This is a genomic window from Ralstonia sp. 1138 (assembly GCF_040544795.1).
Lineage (GTDB): Bacteria > Pseudomonadota > Gammaproteobacteria > Burkholderiales > Burkholderiaceae > Ralstonia > Ralstonia flatus.
Genome location: NZ_JBEPKQ010000002.1, coordinates 476,442 through 493,360 on the forward strand (window position 1 = coordinate 476,442; position 16,919 = coordinate 493,360).

15 protein-coding genes are annotated in these 16,919 nt (G+C 65.6%); 9 read left to right on the forward strand and 6 right to left on the reverse strand.

Features of this window, described 5'->3' with window-relative positions:
* Nucleotides 1-81: 81 nt before the first annotated feature.
* Nucleotides 82-828, forward strand: a complete 747-nt coding sequence (locus tag ABIC76_RS09905) for a tetratricopeptide repeat protein (RefSeq protein WP_354533830.1) — start codon at nt 82-84, stop codon at nt 826-828.
* 75 nt (nt 829-903) lie between these two features.
* On the opposite strand, the gene ABIC76_RS09910 is transcribed toward ABIC76_RS09905, so the two are convergent.
* Both ABIC76_RS09910 and ABIC76_RS09915 read right to left on the reverse strand, forming a co-directional pair.
* Entirely contained in the window at nt 904-1,098 is a 195-nt protein-coding gene (locus ABIC76_RS09910; protein WP_027678649.1) for a YbdD/YjiX family protein, read from the reverse strand.
* Between the two features lie 8 nt (nt 1,099-1,106).
* On the reverse strand, nt 1,107-3,161 hold the full coding sequence (locus ABIC76_RS09915; protein ID WP_027678648.1) for a carbon starvation CstA family protein: 2,055 nt from the start codon (nt 3,159-3,161) through the stop codon (nt 1,107-1,109).
* A gap of 226 nt (nt 3,162-3,387) precedes the next feature.
* Here ABIC76_RS09915 and ABIC76_RS09920 point away from each other — a divergent pair, with 226 nt between their 5' ends.
* Together ABIC76_RS09920 and ABIC76_RS09925 are read left to right on the forward strand one after the other, a co-directional pair.
* Nucleotides 3,388-4,827 carry a cache domain-containing protein gene (locus tag ABIC76_RS09920; protein ID WP_354533831.1) on the forward strand — a complete coding sequence of 480 codons (1,440 nt, stop codon included), beginning with the start codon at nt 3,388-3,390 and terminating at the stop codon, nt 4,825-4,827.
* On the forward strand, nt 4,824-5,468 hold the full coding sequence (locus tag ABIC76_RS09925; RefSeq protein WP_027678646.1) for a response regulator: 645 nt from the start codon (nt 4,824-4,826) through the stop codon (nt 5,466-5,468). Before ABIC76_RS09920 ends, ABIC76_RS09925 begins: the two co-directional genes overlap by 4 nt.
* On the opposite strand, the gene denD is transcribed toward ABIC76_RS09925, so the two are convergent.
* Complete coding sequence (denD, locus tag ABIC76_RS09930) at nt 5,465-6,448, reverse strand: D-erythronate dehydrogenase (protein ID WP_354533832.1); 984 nt, start codon at nt 6,446-6,448, stop codon at nt 5,465-5,467. The genes ABIC76_RS09925 and denD overlap by 4 nt on opposite strands.
* Before the next feature lie 132 nt (nt 6,449-6,580).
* Here denD and ABIC76_RS09935 point away from each other — a divergent pair, with 132 nt between their 5' ends.
* From ABIC76_RS09935 to otnI, 6 genes are all read left to right on the forward strand, one after another.
* Nucleotides 6,581-7,297 (forward strand): FadR/GntR family transcriptional regulator, encoded by a 717-nt coding sequence (locus ABIC76_RS09935; RefSeq protein WP_102064183.1) that lies wholly within the window; start codon nt 6,581-6,583, stop codon nt 7,295-7,297.
* Between the two features lie 15 nt (nt 7,298-7,312).
* Nucleotides 7,313-8,224, forward strand: a complete 912-nt coding sequence (gene ltnD / locus ABIC76_RS09940; protein ID WP_354533833.1) for an L-threonate dehydrogenase — start codon at nt 7,313-7,315, stop codon at nt 8,222-8,224.
* The gene (gene otnK / locus ABIC76_RS09945) at nt 8,221-9,534 is read left to right on the forward strand and encodes a 3-oxo-tetronate kinase (protein WP_354533834.1); all 1,314 of its coding nucleotides are present in this window, start codon (nt 8,221-8,223) and stop codon (nt 9,532-9,534) included. Before ltnD ends, otnK begins: the two co-directional genes overlap by 4 nt.
* Entirely contained in the window at nt 9,531-10,175 is a 645-nt protein-coding gene (gene otnC, locus ABIC76_RS09950) for a 3-oxo-tetronate 4-phosphate decarboxylase (protein WP_102064186.1), read from the forward strand. The genes otnK and otnC overlap by 4 nt, the downstream gene beginning before the upstream one ends.
* A gap of 61 nt (nt 10,176-10,236) precedes the next feature.
* On the forward strand, nt 10,237-11,562 hold the full coding sequence (locus tag ABIC76_RS09955; RefSeq protein WP_102064187.1) for an MFS transporter: 1,326 nt from the start codon (nt 10,237-10,239) through the stop codon (nt 11,560-11,562).
* 23 nt (nt 11,563-11,585) lie between these two features.
* On the forward strand, nt 11,586-12,374 hold the full coding sequence (gene otnI / locus ABIC76_RS09960) for a 2-oxo-tetronate isomerase (protein ID WP_354533835.1): 789 nt from the start codon (nt 11,586-11,588) through the stop codon (nt 12,372-12,374).
* Between the two features lie 69 nt (nt 12,375-12,443).
* Here the strand turns inward: otnI and ABIC76_RS09965 are convergent, their stop codons facing one another.
* The 3 genes from ABIC76_RS09965 to ABIC76_RS09975 form a co-directional block, all read right to left on the reverse strand.
* A complete protein-coding gene (locus tag ABIC76_RS09965; protein WP_354533836.1) occupies nt 12,444-12,905 on the reverse strand; it encodes a DUF3617 domain-containing protein in 462 nt (153 codons plus the stop codon).
* 110 nt (nt 12,906-13,015) lie between these two features.
* Nucleotides 13,016-13,858 (reverse strand): winged helix-turn-helix domain-containing protein, encoded by an 843-nt coding sequence (locus ABIC76_RS09970; protein WP_354533837.1) that lies wholly within the window; start codon nt 13,856-13,858, stop codon nt 13,016-13,018.
* A gap of 861 nt (nt 13,859-14,719) precedes the next feature.
* A complete protein-coding gene (locus tag ABIC76_RS09975; protein WP_354533838.1) occupies nt 14,720-16,588 on the reverse strand; it encodes a phosphoenolpyruvate carboxykinase (GTP) in 1,869 nt (622 codons plus the stop codon).
* Between the last annotated feature and the right edge of the window lie 331 nt (nt 16,589-16,919).

Here is a 16,919-nt window from a genome sequence, read left to right on the forward strand (position 1 = left end):
TTGCCGTGTGCTGGTTTGTGCGCGCCCACGCGCAGCACAGTGGCGCGCTACACTGGTTCATCTTCCGGTGAGGAGCGTGCGATGAGCAGACAGACCAGGCGCAGAAGTCCGCGCATGCTGCAGGCGGTGTTGGTGGTTGCGATGGGGATGGCGGCACCTTTTGCACTGGCCGCCGCCTCGCCGCAAGATGTGCGGGGCGACGCCGACGCCCTCACCCAGATCGCCATCGCGCACTACGAGAAGAACGACTTCGGCCACGCCTTCGACGAATTTGCCGAGGCTGCGCAACGCGGCAACCGGCTCGCGCAATTCAACTACGCGATGATGCTGATGCGCGGCGAAGGCACCGTCGCGCGGCCCGACGAAGCGGTCAAATGGCTGCGCCGTGCCGCCGATAACCAGATGACCCACGCGCAGTTTGCCTACGGCGAATTGTTCGAACGCGGCGAGCTGGTGCCTCGCTCCCTGGAAGAAGCCAACAAGTGGTACGAGCGTGCTGCCGCCGGCGGGCATGTCGAGGCGCAGCGCGCGCTGGCCACCGACTACTTCACCGGGCGCGGTGTGCCGCGCGACTACGGGCGCGCGTTCACTTGGTACAAGAAGGCGGCCGAGGGCGGCGACGCGCCATCGCAGTACATCGTCGGCAGCTATTACGAGCGTGGCGAGCCCGGCGTGGTGGCGCAGGATATCGAGCAGGCCAAGAAGTGGTACGGCAGGGCGGCTGCCCAAGGCGATGTCGGCGCACTCGGCAAGCTGCGCGCACTGGTGGAGCAAACGTATCGCGCCAAGCATGGCGATCCGCCCACAGCGGCACGTCAGTCCATGTAGGACACGCAAGAAAAAACCGCCGGGCATGGCTGCATGCACCGGCGGTTCTTGTTTTGGAGCGCGTTCAACCGTTCATCAACAGCAGCGGCCGACGCGTCCGGCGTAGCGCGCGTCCTGGCGTTCGCGGAAGAAGTCTTCGTACGTCATGACGGCCTGGTCGGGGTGTGTCTCCTGCATGTGCCGCACGTAGGTGTCGTAGTCCGGCACGCCGACCATCAGACGCAGCGTCTGGCCCAGGTAGCGACCGAAGTTCTCGAGTTCTTCGCGCATGCCCGTGCTCATGCGCCCAGCGCTTCGTACGGCGTTTCGTTGGCGGTCGGGCGGCTCGCGGCGCGCGCCTTGAGCACCGTGCGCACGCCATACCACGCGATGCTGACCACCACGAGAATGAACAGGCCGCACAGGAACGCGTCGATGCGGTCGTTCAGCACCACCTGCTGCATTTGCGCCATCGACTTGGCCGGGGCCAGCAGCTTGCCTTCGGCGATCGCGCCGGCGTACTTGTTGGCATGCGCCAGGAAGCCGATCTTCGGGTCCGGATCGAACAGCTTCTGCCAGCCGGCGGTGAGCGTGCAGATCAGCAGCCAGGCGGTCGGCAGCAGCGTCACCCACACGTAGCGGTCGCGCTTCATCTTGACGAGCACGCAGGTGCCCAGCGTCAGCGCAATCGCGGCGAGCATCTGGTTGGAGATGCCAAAGAGCGGCCACAGCGTGTTGATGCCGCCCAGCGGATCGACCACACCTTGGTACAGGAAGTAGCCCCACAGGGCGACGGTCGCGGCCGTGGCGATGAGGTTGGCGACGAGCGAATCCGTGCGCTTGAGTGCCGGCACGAAGGTGCCCAGCAGATCCTGCAGCATGAAGCGCCCGGCGCGCGTGCCTGCATCCACGGCCGTGAGGATGAACAGCGCCTCGAACAGGATCGCAAAGTGGTACCAGAAGGCCATCATGGCCGGGCCGCCCACCACTTGGTGCAGGATGTGCGCCATGCCGACGGCCAGCGTCGGGGCGCCGCCTGCACGGGCGAGGATGGTGTTTTCGCCGACATCCTTGGCGGTCTGGATCAGCACGTCAGGGGTGATGACGAAGCCCCAGGTGGACAGCGTGTGCGCCACCGTATCCGGTGTCGCGCCCACGAGTGCCGCCGGGCTGTTCATCGCGAAGTACACGCCCGGGTCGATGACCGAAGCGGCCACCAGCGCCATGATGGCGACGAACGATTCCATCAGCATCGCGCCGTAGCCGATGAAGCGGGCCTGCGTTTCGTTCTCCAGCAGCTTGGGCGTGGTGCCCGACGAGATGAGCGAGTGGAAGCCCGACACCGCGCCGCACGCAATGGTGATGAACAGGAATGGGAACAGGTTGCCCGACCACACCGGGCCGCCGCCGCCGGCAAACTGCGTCAGCGAAGGCATCTGCATCTTGGGCGCGACGATCAGGATGCCGATGGCCAGGGCGAGAATCGTGCCGATCTTCAGGAACGTCGACAGGTAATCACGCGGGGCCAGCAGCAGCCACACCGGCAGCACCGAGGCGACAAAGCCGTAGCCGATCAGCATCCACGTGAGGGCCTTGCCGTCGAACGTGAACAGCGGCGCGAGGGCGGCATTTTCATGCACCGCCTGACCGCCGATGATGGCCAGCATCAGCAGCACGAAGCCGATGATGGAGATCTCGCCGATGCGGCCCGGGCGGATGTAGCGCACGTACACGCCCATGAACAGCGCGATGGGAATCGTGGCGGCTACCGTGAAGGTGCCCCACGGCGAGCCGACCAGCGCCTTCACCACGATCAGCGCCAGCACGGCCAGGATGATGATCATGATGAGGAACGCGCCAAACAGCGCGATCACGCCGGGCACGGTGCCCATCTCGCTCTTGACGAGGTCGCCCAGCGAGCGGCCGTCGCGGCGGCTGGAGATGAACAGCACGATGAAATCCTGCACTGCACCGGCAAACACGACGCCGGCCAGGATCCACAGCATGCCGGGCAGGTAGCCCATCTGCGCGGCCAGCACGGGGCCGACCAGCGGGCCAGCGCCGGCAATGGCCGCAAAGTGGTGCCCGAACAGCACATGCTTGTTGGTGGGAACGTAGTCGAGCCCGTCGTTGTAACGCCAGGCGGGCGTTTTGCGGGTGCCGTCCAGACCGAGCACCTTGTCGGCGATGAAGCGGCTGTAGTAGCGATACGCGATCAGGTAGATGCATACGGCGGCCACTACCACCCAGAGCGCGCTGACGGCCTCGCCGCGCGCAAGCGCAACGGTGGCAAACGCAGACGCGCCAAGAATGGCGATGACCAGCCAGATCAGGTGTTGCCTGACGAAGCTCATGTCGGTCTCCTCGAACCTTGGTCGAAGTGTTGTGCTGAACGCGGGATGTGGGTTCATCCCTGCGGTAAGTCCTGCCCCGTGACAGGGGCGTGTAGTATTTGCCAGCCCCACCCCGCGCCACAAGCGGAGGACTACGCAACGCATGTCCGTAGTTCTACGCAGGGCCCCACACCTGATCGAGACCGCGCCGCCACCTTGCAATGCAGCAAAGCGCCGCGTTTTTGTTATGAAGCTCCGCCAGAAAATCCTGCTGCTCGCCGTCGCACCGCTGACCATTGCCATGCTGGCGATCATGCTGACCGTGCGCCATCAGTCGATCGCGCTGGCGCGGCACGAACGGCAGCTGGTGGAGTCGGCGTATCTGCAGGCCAAGGAGACCGAGCTGCGGTCTTACGTCAAGCTGGCGCAGAGTGCCATCGCACCGTTGCTGGCAGCCGGCCACGGCGCCGACCCGACCCGGGACGACGCCACGCGCGACGAAGCCATGCGCACCCTCGCCCGTCTCGACTTCGGCACCGACGGCTATTTCTTTCTCTATGACCTGCGCGGCCGCAACCTGATGCACCCGCGCCAGCCCGAACTTGTCGGCCGCGACTTGTGGGACCTGACGGATTCAGGCGGACAGCCGACCATCCAGAAACTCGTTGCCGCCGCGCAGGCCGGCGGCGGTTTCGTACGCTACATGTGGGACAAGCCGTCCACGCACCAGAGCGTGCCCAAGCTCGGTTACGTCGAGCCGATTCCGCAGTGGGGCTGGATGGTCGGCACCGGCCTGTACCTGGACGACATCGAGCAAACCCTGCGAGAGATTGACCGGCGCGCGCAGACCAACATCGACCAGACGCTGGCCTGGGTGGTGGGCATTGCCGCAGTCAGCATCCTGCTGGTGGCCGGCAGCGGTTTGGCGCTGAACGTGAGCGACCATCGCCAGGCCGATGCCAAGCTGCGCCAGCTCGCGCAGCAGGTGGTGAAGTCCCAGGAAGACGAACGCGCGCGTGTCTCGCGCGAGCTGCACGACGGCATCAGCCAGGTGCTGGTGTCGACCAAGCTGTTGCTGGAAACCGCGCATGGCCATCTTGAGGCCGGGCCTGCATCGCCGGCGTCGATCGAGCGGGCAGACAGCATGCTGCGCCGCGCGCTCGACCGGTTGAACGGTGCGCTGGGCGAGGTCCGGCGCGTGTCGCACAACCTGCGCCCTGCGCTCCTGGATGATCTTGGCTTGGCGGCAGCATTGGAACTCCTCGTGCGCGAAACACGGGAGGCACACGAAGACAGCCAGCCGGGGTTTGCGATTGCGCTCGAACTTGTCGGCCCGCCGGTGCAATTGCCGGATGCGTGCAACACCGCGCTGTTCCGCATTGCGCAGGAGGCCGTCTCCAACATCGAGCGCCATGCCACGCAAGCGACGCGCATCGCCGTGCTGCTCGAAAACGATATCGATGCGGTGCGCCTGTCCGTTCGCGACAACGGCCCCGGTTTCGACGTGGAGTCCGTGCAGGTCGACCCGCAACACGGGATCGGCCTGCGCAACATGCGCGAGCGCATGGCCGCGCTCGGCGGCACCTGTACCATCGCCTCCGGCCCGCACGGCACGGAGGTGACCGCCGTGCTGCCGCATGGCGTCATCGCTCGATTGGCTTCTGTTCCCTCTTCTCCGCTCGTATGAACATGCGATCACCCGCGCCCGTCAAACTGCTCCTCGTCGACGATCACCCGCTCGTGCGCGATGGCGTGCGCGTGCGGCTGGAAGCCGTGCCGCATTTCGAAGTGGTGGGTGAAGCCGGCGACGCTGAAGCCGCCCTGCAGGCCGCGCGCACGCTGTCGCCCGACTTGGCACTGATGGACATCGGCATGCGCGGCATGAACGGCATCGCGCTCACCGAAAAGTTTGCCGAGGAATTTCCCGAGATTGCCGTGCTCGTGCTGTCGATGCACGACAACCTGGAATACGTGCGGCAGGTGATGCGCGCCGGCGCGCGCGGCTACGTGCTCAAGGACGCGCCCGCCAGCGAACTGGTCGAAGCCATCGATGCCGTGCTGGCCGGCCGGCCGTTCTACAGCGCGCAGCTGGCGATGCGCATGGCCGAGCAGGCCGTCATGCCCACGCCTGTGGAGGCGCTCACCCCGCGCGAGCGCGACATTCTCGACGGCATCGCCAAGGGCTACGCCAACAAGCGCATCGCCGACGAGCTGGGCTTGTCGGTGCGCACGGTGGAATCGCACCGCCTGAACCTGAAGCGCAAACTCGGCATCGAGGGCCAGGCGGAGCTGGTGAAGTTTGCGGTGGAGCTGGGAAAGGGCCGTTAGACGCCCTTTGTGCCTTCCACGTAATCGCGCACCATCGCCTCGAACGAGGTGTCGCGGCCAAAGCCCATGGCATCGGCGCGGGCGGTATCGAAGCGTGCCGGCCAGCTTTGCACGATGGCCTTGATGCGGGCGTCCGGCTCCCAGCGGATACGCGAGACCGGCGCATCGCCCGCCACCTTGCGCAACGCCTCCACCATCTCGCCCACGCGCACCGTAATGCCCGGCAGGTTCAGTGATCGGCGATGGCCCCATGCCGACGCCGGCAGGGTGTACGCGTGCAGCAGCGACGCCACTACCTGACGCGGCGAGGCGAGCCACAGCTCAGTCTCGGCTTCCACCGGACAGATGGCTTCCTCGCCTGACAATGGCTCGCGGATGATGCCGCTGGCAAAGCTCGAGGCCGCGCCGTTCGGTTTGCCCGGGCGCACCGACACCGTGGGGATGCGCACCGCGCGCCCGTCGATGTAGCCCTTGCGCGAATACTCGCCGACCAGGAATTCGCCCATCAGCTTCTGCACGCCGTACGAGGCCTGCGGCGTGGCCGCCGTGTCGTCGGTGACAACGGCGGGCAACTGTCCGCCAAACACCGCCACGGAGCTGGCGAACAGCACGCGCGGCGCACGGCCGGTCTTGGCGTGCTGCGCGCGCAGCGCATCGAGCAATGCGCGCGTGCCGTCCAGGTTCACGCGCATGCCGAGGTCGAAATCGGCCTCCGCGGTGCCGCTCACCACGGCGGCCAGGTGGAACACGCCGCCCACGTTTTCGTCGATCACCTTGGCGATCAGGGCGGGGTCGGAGGCATCGCCGGTCACGTAGCGCACGCGCGCATCGGCAATCTGACCGGCCACCTGGTCCAGCACGATGAAGGTCTCAACGGGCTGCACCGAGCCGTCCGCATCCGGCAGGCCGGGTTGTTCGAGCAGTGCCGCCAGCACGCGCTGGCCCAGGAAACCGGCGCCGCCGGTGATGACGATGTTCATGGTGTCTCCTTGTTGCCTGGCGTAACCCGCCGGGCGTTTTGATCGATGCCTAGGGTAAACAGGGATGAAGCTCTGCGACTCAACTTGTATGATGACACGACGAATTTACGCTTGCCAAGACATCCCTGCCCCATGTTTGAACGACTCGACGCCGCGCCCTCCCTGTCCGACCGCGTGGCCCAGACCCTGATGGACAAGATCGACGCGGGCGAACTGCGCCGCGGCGAACGCATGCCTTCCGAAACCGTGCTCGGGCAGGAATTCGGTGTCAGCCGTACCGTGATTCGCGAAGCCATCTCGCGTCTGCGCCACGAAGGCGTGGTCGAAGCGCGCCAGGGCAGCGGCGTGTACGTCACGCAGCAGGCCGGCCTCAAGCCGCTGCGGATCGACGCGGCGCAGGCCGGGTCGATCGACGCCGTGCTGCACATCATCGAACTGCGCCGCGCGCTGGAGGCCGAAGGCGCCGCGCTGGCCGCCCAGCGTCGCACCGAGGCCGAGATGATCGAGATCGACGCCGCACTCGACGGCATTGACGCTGCCGTGGCGGCCGGCGGTGACGGCGTGACCGAAGACCTGCGCTTTCACCATGCCATCGCGGCGGCCAGCGGCAATCCGTTCCTCGTGCAGGCGCTTGGCTTCTTCAGCCAATACCTGGAGGAAGCGATCGGCGTGACGCGCAGCAACGAAGCGCGCCGTGAAGACTTCGCCCGCCAGGTCCGCGACGAGCACCGCGCGATGGTCGAGGCCATCCGCCACCGCGACGCATTGGCTGCACGCAATGCCGCGCAGACCCACATGTTCAATGCCGCTCGTCGTCTGGCCGAAGGGCGCGACGTGGCGCAAGACTGATTTCTGGAGTCATTCATGACGCAATCGATGGCTGACCGGAAGGTCGGCGTGATCGGACTCGGCGCCATGGGCCTGGGCATTGCCAAGACCCTGCGCAATCACGGTTACACCGTGCATGCCTGCGACGCGCGCCCCGGTGCCGCGGCGGATTTCGCCAAGGAAGGCGGCGTGGCCTGTGCAACGCCAGCCGAGGTGGCGACGGGCGTGGACGTGGTGGTCTCGGTGGTGGTCAACGCCGCGCAGACCGAAGCTGTGCTGTTCGGAGAGGCCGGTGCAGCGGCCGCCATGCGACCGGGCAGCACGTTCGTCATGTGTTCAACGGTCGACCCGAACTGGTCGATTGCGCTGGAGGCGCGTCTCGCGCAGCAGGGCATTCTGTATGTGGATGGACCGATTTCGGGCGGCGCGGCCAAGGCTGCCTCGGGCCAGATGACCATGATGACCTCGGCCACGCCCGAGGCATATGCGGCAGCGGGCCATGTGCTCGACGCCATGGCCGGCAAGGTCTATCGCCTGGGCGACAAGGCGGGCGCGGGCAGCAAGGTCAAGATCATCAACCAGCTGCTGGCCGGCGTGCACATCGCCGCTGCGGCCGAAGCCATGGCCCTGGGCCTGCGCGAAGGCGTGGCAGCGGATGCGCTGTACGAAGTCATCACCCATAGCGCGGGCAACAGTTGGATGTTCGAAAACCGCATGGCCCACGTGCTGGCGGGCGACTACACGCCGCTGTCCGCCGTTGACATCTTCGTCAAGGACTTGGGCCTCGTGCTCGATACCGCGCGCGCGACCAAGTTTCCGCTGCCGCTGGCGGCTACCGCGCATCAGATGTTCATGCAGGCATCCACGGCCGGTTATGCGAAGGAAGACGATTCGGCCGTCATCAAGATCTTCCCGGGCATCACGTTGCCGGAGGGCCAACCGAAATGAGCGCAGCGCCCACGTCCCGCCCGGTCCTCGGTTGCATCGCCGACGACTTCACCGGTGCGACAGACCTTGCCAACATGCTCGTGCGTGCCGGCATGCGCACGGTGCAGACCATCGGTGTGCCGCAGGCAGGCGCCGAGGCCATCGCTGCGGATGCCGATGCCATCGTCGTTGCGCTCAAGTCGCGCACGATTCCGGGGGCGGATGCCGTGGCGCAGTCGTTGAATGCACTGCACTGGCTGCGCGCGCAAGGCTGCTCGCGCTTCTTCTTCAAATACTGCTCGACGTTCGATTCCACCGATGCCGGCAACATCGGCCCCGTGGCCGAAGCGTTGATGGCCGAGCTGGGTACCGATTTCACATTGGCCTGCCCCGCCTTTCCCGAAAACGGCCGCACGATCTTCCGTGGTCATCTGTTCGTGGGTGACGTGCTGCTCAACGCGTCGGGCATGGAGCACCATCCGCTCACGCCGATGCGCGATCCGAACCTCGTGTCGGTGCTTGCGCGCCAGAGTGCGGGCAAGGTCGGCCTGCTGCGATACGACACCGTCATGCGCGGTGCGCAGGCTGCGCGCGACCAGGCCCAGCAACTGCGTGCCGACGGCGTGAAGCTGGCAATTGCCGATGCCATTTCGAAAGACGACCTCATCGTGCTGGGCGAGGCGTTTGCCGACCTGCCGCTGCTGACGGGCGGCTCGGGCCTGGCGCTTGGCTTGCCGGCGCAATATCGCCGCGCAGGGCTGATCACTGCGCAGGGCAATGCGGCGCAACTGCCCGCGGTGGCCGATTCGGCGATCGTGCTGTCGGGCAGCTGCTCGCGCGCGACGAATGCCCAGGTGGCGCACTGGCGTGCCTCGCGCCCGGCGTTCCAGATCGATCCACTGGCGCTGGCCGAAGGCAAACCGGTCGTGGTCGAGGCGTTGGATTTCGTGCACCGCCATGCCGGGCAGACGGTGCTGGTGTACGCCACCAGTGCGCCGGAGCAAGTGGCCCACGTACAGAAGACGCTGGGCGTGGAGCGCGCCGGCAAGTTGGTGGAAGACGCGCTGGGCCGCATCGCGCGCACGCTCCACGCCGATGGCGTACGCCGCTTCGTGGTGGCCGGCGGCGAGACATCGGGCGCGGTTGTGCAGGCGCTCGACGTGCGCGCGTTGCGCATCGGCCCGCAGATCGACCCGGGCGTGCCCTGGACGGCCACCATCGACAAGGACCCGGTTGCGCTGGCATTGAAATCCGGCAACTTCGGGACCGTGGATTTCTTCGAGAAGGCGCTTGCGCAGCTGGCCCACGCAACGACGGAGCCGGTCGCATGACCGCAACGAACGAAAGCGCGCTGCGCGAAGAGATCGCGCATGTCGGTCAGAGCCTGTATGCGCGCGGCTACACCGTCGGCACGGCGGGCAACATCAGCGCGCGCCTGCCCGACGGCTGGCTCATCACGCCCACCGATGCCTGCCTCGGCACGCTCGACCCGGCGCGCATCGCCAAGGTCAGTACCGCAGGCGAATGGGTCAGCGGCGACAAGCCGTCGAAAACGCTCGCCCTGCATCGCGGCATCTACGACCGCAATGCGGAGGCGCATGCCGTGGTGCACACGCATTCGACGCATCTCGTGGCGCTCACGCTGGCGGGCGTCTGGCATGAAGCCGACGTGCTGCCGCCCATCACGCCGTACTACGTGATGAAGGTCGGCCACGTGCCGCTGGTCCGCTATCAGCGGCCGGGGCATCCGGACGTCGCTGCGCAGATCGCCGAGTTGGCCTGCGACGTGCGCGCCGTGCTGCTCGACCGGCTGGGGCCCGTGGTGTGGCACGGCTCCGTGTCGAATGCCGCTTACGCGCTGGAAGAACTGGAAGAAACCGCACGGCTTTGGTTGATGACCGAACCCAAGCCGGCACCGCTGTCCGACGCGCAGATCGACGAACTGCGCCAGACGTTCGGGGCCCGTTGGTAGCGATCAGGAGCAAATCGGTAGCCCGCTGCCCGGCCCACATAAAACCTACACCGGAGACCACATGAACACCTCGACCGCCACCACGGCGGCGTTGCCTTCGCACGCCGTTTCAAAAGAGGACAGCGTCTATGCGCGCGTGTCGCGCCGCATCGTCCCGCTCATCATGCTCTGCTACGTGGTCGCGTACCTCGACCGCGTGAACGTCGGGTTTGCGAAGCTGCAGATGTCGCAGGCGCTGAACTTCTCTGAGACGGTGTACGGGCTCGGTGCCGGCATCTTCTTCATTGGCTATTTCCTCTTCGAGGTGCCGAGCAATCTGCTGATGAACAAGATCGGCGCGCGCATCTGGATCGCGCGGATCATGATCACGTGGGGTTTGATCTCCGGCGCGTTCGCATTCGTGCAGACGCCCACGCAGTTCTACGTGATGCGCTTTCTCCTGGGCTTGGCGGAAGCCGGCTTCTACCCCGGCATCATCCTGTACCTGACGTACTGGTATCCGTCGCACCGCCGCGCACGCATCGTGGCGATGTTCATGGCGGCCATTCCCATCTCGGGCATTTTCGGCAACCCGCTGTCGGGCTGGATCATGAGCGCGTTTCACGGGGCAGGCGCCGGCAGCGGCTGGCAGGGCTGGCAGTGGATGTTCGTGATCGAAGCCATCCCGGCGGTGCTGGTCGGCCTGCTGGTGCTCTGGAAGTTCGATGACAGCATCCGCAAGGCCAAGTGGCTGTCGGAAGAGGAAAAGCAGATCCTCGAAGCCAACATTGCGGCCGACAACAAAGGCAAGACCGAGCACCCCGGCATCGGCAAGGTGTTCTCCGATCCGCGCGTGTGGATGATGAGCCTGATCTACTTCGCCTTCGTCATGGGCCAGTACGGCTTGACGTTTTGGATGCCGACGCTGGTGAAGAACGCCGGTGTGAAAGACACCCTGATGGTGGGCGTGCTCTCCGCCATTCCGTATGTCTGTGCGGCGATCACCATGGTACTGATCGGCCGCAGCGCCGATGCACGCCGCGAGCGCCGCTGGCACCTCGTTGTGCCCGCGTTGATGGGCGCCGTCGGGTTTGCGGTGGTGGCAACCGCGGGTAACAACGTGGCGCTGTCGATCGTGTTCCTGTCATTGGCTGCCGCGGGCGTGCTGACGTGTGCGCCGCTGTTCTGGTCGCTGCCCACGGCGTTCCTGCAAGGCACCGCTGCTGCGGCCGGCATTGCCGCCATCAACTCGGTCGGCAACTTGGCCGGTTTCGTGAGCCCCTATATGATCGGTGCGCTCAAGGACATGACGGGCAGCACATCCGCCGGCATGTACGCGCTGGCGGGCGTGCTGGTGCTCGGCTGCATTGCCGTGTTGCGCACGCCGCCCAAGCTGGTCAATAAATAAGCAATAGTATTCAGAGGTCTGTCATGCCGCGCTTTGCCGCCAACCTGTCCATGATGTACCAGGAGCACGCGTTTCTCGACCGCTTTGCCGCCGCGGCAGAAGACGGCTTCGAGGGCGTGGAGTTTCTCTTCCCTTACGACTTCGACAAGGCCGATATCCGCGCCCGTCTTGACGACGCTGGGCTCACGCAAGCGCTGTTCAATGCCCCGCCGGGCGATTGGGCGGGCGGCGAGCGCGGCATCGCCTCATTGCCCGGTCGCGAAGAGGAATTCAAGCGCGGCATTGCGACAGCGCTCGAATATGCGCAGGTGCTCGGCAACACGCGCCTGCACGTCATGGCCGGCCTGCTGCCCGCCGGTGCTGACCGCGCACGCCATCACGCCACCTACGTCAGCAACGTCGCCTACGCTGCGCGCGAGGCTGCCGGCGCGGGCGTCACCATCGTGCTGGAACCGATCAACACGCGCGACATGCCGGGCTTCTTCCTCACGCATCAGGCGCAGGCGCATGCGGTGTGCAAGGAAGTCGGCGCCGCCAACGTCAAGGTGCAGTTCGACCTGTACCACGCGCAGATCATGGAGGGCGATCTGTCGGTCAAGCTCAAGCAGTACGTTGAGGGTGTGGGCCACGTGCAGATCGCCGGCGTGCCCGATCGCCACGAACCGGACGAAGGCGAACTGCACTATCCGCACCTCTTTGCGTTGCTGGATGCGCTTGGCTACAACGGCTGGGTCGGCTGCGAGTATCGGCCCCGTGCCGGCACCAGCGAAGGGCTCGGCTGGCTCAAGCGCTGGCGCGAGAGCCAACGCTGATCGGGCTTCCCCAAGCAAAAACGGCCGGCGCTGCGTGTGCAGTCCGGCCGTTGTCTTTTGGTGCGTCGCTTACGACTTGCACCCGCCGAGGTAGCGGCCCTGGTAGTGGAAGCCGCTCTTCATCGGTCCGAACTGCGAATGCTGATACTGCCCATTGCCGCTGATGTTGTACGACGTCGGCGTCAGCGGGCCGCTGGCTTCCAGCACGCCCTTGCCGCCCTGCGGGTCTTCGCACGACAGCGTGACCTTGAGCGTGCCCAGCGTGTAGTTCCACCGCGTGAGCTTGCAGCCTTGTTGATCGCGGCGGATGGAACGCTCAAACATGGCGCGCACGTCGCCGGCATCGTTGGCGCTCAGACAGCCGCGTTCGGGGCGGCTCGGTACTTGGCGGCCTTGCTCGTCAAAGTGCGGCAACGGCTTGCCGTTCAGCGTCACGCTCGTCGTGCTTTCCCACAAACCTGGCGTGACTTCCTGGGCGTGCGCGCCCAGCGTCAGTCCAGCCAGCAGTACACCGCTGTGCCACAGCTTCATAGTCGATACCTTGAACGGATGAGATGACGCGACGCCCCCATCGCCGCCCGGCATGAGCGGCGATGGGATGGCCGTCGGAGATGCGCGATGCGCGTTGGATCGACCTGGGCTCAGACGCCCAGGCGCACCGGTTCCTTGGCCAGCGAACGCGATGTCGGCACGTGGCCGTACGACGGCAGTTCGGCCTTGCGGGTTGCGGCTTCGAGCTGCAGGCCGATCGCTTCGGCAGCATGCATGGCCGTTGCGCCGCTGGTGCCGACGACGAGGCGATAGCCGCCGCCGCGCACGGTCTGGATCAGGCCATCGCACGGGGTGCCGGCCAGCGCGACGCGCAGCTTGCGCACGTGCACGTCGACCGTGCGCTCACCCACGAAGACATGGTTGCCCCACACGCGGTCCAGCAGCTGCGTGCGCGAATGCACGCGTTGCGGATGCGCGACGAGAAAGTGCAGCAGGCGGAATTCCAGCGGGCTGAGCGGAATGGCGCGTGGGCCGGTGTCGGTCTGGGCGGTCACACCCAGCGTCAGCGGGTCAAGGCGCAGGCCGTTGACCTGCAGGATGTCGTCGCCATGTTGATGCGGCGCGCGGCGGCGCAGTACGGCGCGGATGCGGGCATGCAGTTCGCCCGTGTCGCACGGCTTGACGACGTAGTCGTCGGCACCGGCGTCGAGCGCGGCAATCTTGGCACGCGCATCGCCATGGCGGGACAGCACGATGACCGGCAGGCCGCGCGTCTGCATGTTGGCGCGCAAGGCCAGCAGCATGTCGATCGACTCGCGCTCGGGCCACGTCCACTCCATCAGGAGCAGCTCCGGCATGGCGGCCAGGATGGCAGCCTGCGCCTGGCCCGGATGGCTGACCCGTTGAACATCGTGTCCACCATCACGCAGGGAAAACGACAGACGCTCCCCCTCTGCCTGGTCTTGTTCGACCAGCAAGATCTGAATACCCACTTTGTGATACCTCCCGTCTAACCAGCCGACACACTCCGGCGAGCAGCCTTGTGGCTGCGCTCTGCTGTCTGCGGTGCGCGTTGTTATGAGTGCCATGCGGGCAATTGCGCCTGTGCTCGCATGTCTTTTCTTGCGGGCGCTGTTGCCTGGCCGTCGGCCTTGCGCGGATCGTCATGCTGCTGTTCCCGTCGACGATCGCCAGCGGAGCCTCCTGGGTGGTGTCCAGGGTGGTCCTGAGAAAGGTCTGCAAACCCCTCGGTGCCAGTCGCAGCGTGCCGAACCGTGCAATCGTTTGCACGGTTTGCGGCGCAGCTTGCGCACAATCCGAGCCGGCGCCCCCCCGAGCGCCGGTGAAGTAGGGAATCCCCACCTCCGTTGGCATAAGGCTTGTTCGCCCTTTCCCGTTTCCTCTAGTCATGAACCCCCCCTCTGGCTCAGAGAGAAAGGATTCCGTTTTGCCGGATTATAAGAATCCCGTAGGGATTCGTCACGCACGAATTTTAAAATTTGGAAATTCATTCAATCCGGCACGAACTGAAGTGCCACGATTGACATGCACTCTTCATAAAGCTATGCCAGGCAACGTTCTTCGCCGATGCGGCCGTTCAATGATTCAGGCGTGGCATAAATACGCGGCAATTATGCTCGGCTTGGCATAATGGTCATTCTCGTGTGGGAGCCGGTATTTTTTACAACGCAAATCAATTCGCCAAAAATCAATTGATCTGTTTTGTGGGCAGGGGTAATCCGCGTGATTTAAAACTTTAGGATTACTGCTCATTGTTTAGCCAGCGTTCCAGCATGGGCGAAAAAAAAAGCCCGCACACGGCGGGCTTCTTGGGGTCGACGGCGAAACCGAGGTCAGCCGCCTAGGCGTTCTTCCAGGCGGGTCTTGGCGTCGGGCAGCGCCTGCGGCAGGCCGTGCGCCAGTTTTGTGAACAGCTCGTCGTGCAGCGCCAGTTCCTCCTTCCAGGCTGCCGCGTCCAGCGAGATCACCTTGGCGAACTGCTCGGCCGTGAAGTCCAGGCCATCCCAGCTCAGTTCTTCGTAGCGCGGCGACACGCCGAAGACGTGCTCATCGCCCTGCGCCTGGCCTTCGATGCGATCGACCATCCACTTGAGCACGCGCATGTTCTCGCCAAAGCCCGGCCACACGAACTTGCCGTTTTCATCCTTGCGGAACCAGTTCACGCAGAAGATCTTCGGCAGCGTTGCGCCGCTCTTGGCCAGCTTCTCGCCGACCTTGAGCCAGTGCGCGAAGTAGTCGGCCATGTTGTAGCCGCAGAACGGCAGCATGGCGAACGGGTCGCGGCGCACCACGCCTTGCTGGCCGGCAGCGGCGGCGGTGGTTTCCGAGCCCATCGTGGCAGCCATGTACACGCCTTCGGTCCAGTCGCGCGCTTCGGTCACGAGCGGCACCGTGGTCGAACGGCGGCCGCCGAAGATGAACGCATCAATGGGTACGCCGGCCGGGTTGTCCCACTCCGGATCGATCGACGGGCATTGTGCGGCGGGCGCCGTGAAACGCGCGTTCGGATGGGCAGCCTTGCGGCCGGTTTCCTTGGCGGTCTCGGGCGTCCAGTCCTGGCCTTGCCAGTCGATCAGGTGCGCCGGCGGCGTGTCGGTCATGCCTTCCCACCACACGTCGCCGTCGTCGGTCAGGGCCACGTTGGTGAAGATGACGTTCTCTTTGAGCGTGGCCATCGCGTTGAAGTTGGTCTTCTCGCTCGTGCCCGGGGCCACGCCAAAGTAGCCGGCTTCCGGGTTGATGGCGTACAGGCGCGTTTTGCCGTTGGCGTCCTGGCGGGGCTTGATCCAGGCGATGTCGTCGCCGATGGTCGTCACCTTCCAGCCGTTCAGGCCCGCCGGCGGAATCAGCATCGCAAAGTTGGTCTTGCCGCAGGCCGACGGGAAGGCCGCCGCCACGTGATACGTCTTGCCTTCCGGCGACGTCACGCCCAGGATCAGCATGTGCTCGGCCAGCCAGCCCTGGTCGCGGCCCATGGTCGAGGCGATCCGCAGCGCGAAGCATTTCTTGCCCAGCAGCGCGTTGCCGCCGTAGCCGGAGCCGAACGACCAGATTTCGCGCGTTTCCGGGAAATGCACGATGTACTTGGTCGGGTTGCACGGCCACGGCACGTCTTTCTCGCCGGCTGCGAGCGGCTTGCCGACGGTGTGCACGCACGGCACGAAATCGCCGTCGGTGCCCAGCACGTCGTACACCGCGCGGCCCATGCGGGTCATGATGCGCATGTTGACGGCCACGTACGGGCTGTCCGACAGCTCCACGCCGATGTGTGCGATCGGCGAGCCCAGCGGGCCCATCGAGAACGGCACCACGTACAGCGTGCGGCCGCGCATGCTGCCGTCAAACAGGCCGTTCAGCGTCTGGCGCATCTCGGCCGGGGCCGTCCAGTTGTTGGTGGGGCCGGCGTCTTCCTTCTTCTGCGAGCAGATGAAGGTGCGGTCTTCCACGCGCGCCACGTCCGACGGGTCGGACAGCGCCAGGTACGAGTTCTTGCGCTTGGCCGGATTGAGCTGCTTCATCGTGCCGGCGGCCACCATTTCGGCGCACAGGCGGTCGTATTCCTCTTGCGAACCATCGCACCAGACGATGCGCTCCGGCTTGGTGAGGGCTGCCACCTCGCCCACCCACGCGATCAGGCGTGGGTGTTTCACGTAATCGGGCACGTTCAATGCGGGCACGCCCTGCATCACGGGTTGATTCATGACCAAAACTCCAATGGAAGTGAGAAAGAAATCGGTGTCGGATCAGCACGGTGGCCGCGCCCAGCGGCGGGGTGGAAAGCGATCGACGGCGCATCGGAAGCGGGCCGGATCAGCGGTTTCCAGAGGGAGAGGTGAGGCAGGCGGAGGGACGGTAGCCGTGCTGATTTCACATTCAGTTACAAAGCGGTGCGCTGGCGGAAGGTGGGTTTTTCCGGGCAGCGGGGGCCGCGTGCGCTAAAGTGGCGGGACCGAGGTCAACAGACCCTAGAACAAGGACTCGTCACCAGCGGGGCTGCGCAAATTGCGTGCCCGCGGCGGGCAATTCCGAACG